Below are 767 nucleotides of genomic sequence, written 5' to 3' on the forward strand. Positions count from 1 at the left end.
GGCCTTCCTAAGAAACAGCCGGATTGGCGTCCCCCGGAATGGCCTGCAACAGGAAGCCTAGCGATTTGGCCCTCCGCTGAAGGTTGGCGACGACGCGGCTGCGATATTGTTGCTCATATTGGTTGGCACCCGGATCGCTGTAGCTCATGCCGTGCCGGAGCGTGTTGTAGAATAAAACCGCAATCTTGCGGGCGGTCGCCGTTACGGCCTTCGACTTACCCGCCCGTGAGGACAGCCGACGATAGAATGCTCCCAGCGCTGTATCACTTCGACCGACCGTTGTGGCCGCCAACCGCAACAGTGCGGCTGCCCGACTGGAGGATCGTCGCGTACGCGAAGACAGCACCTTGCCGCCGGAAATCTTGTTGCCCGGTGCGAGGCAGAGCCAGGAGGTGAAGTGCTTGGCGCTCGGCCATGCCCTCAGATCTGTGCCGCACTCGCCGATGAGCTTCAAGGCGAGCGACGGACCCAACCCATGGATCTCGGTCAGATCGACGCCGAGCACACCATACAGCGCGGTCCTGACATCGAACGTGGGTGTGTTGACCTGCTTGGTCTTTATGCGTGGCCTGGGTAACTTTCTGCCCGGTTTTGTCCCTCTGTTGCCCAACGCAGCGATCAAGACTTCGAGCTTGCGATCGCAGTCCAGCATCTTCGCCTGGTAGACGTCGTAGAGTTCCAGCGATTGGGTCAGGGCGAAGACATGTTCATGTCGGTTGTTGCCCACCAGTGCGGCGCGGATCGTCTCCATGGAAGAATGGCAGCGT

General features: G+C 60.2%; 1 protein-coding gene. It reads right to left on the reverse strand.

Going from position 1 to position 767, the window contains the following annotated elements; translation table 11 throughout:
• Positions 1-7 precede the first annotated feature (7 nt).
• Positions 8-767 (reverse strand): transposase (locus IVA96_RS30905; RefSeq protein WP_247281268.1); only part of this gene is annotated, 760 nt, incomplete at its 5' end.

Source organism: Bradyrhizobium sp. 159 (assembly GCF_023073795.1).
GTDB lineage: Bacteria > Pseudomonadota > Alphaproteobacteria > Rhizobiales > Xanthobacteraceae > Bradyrhizobium.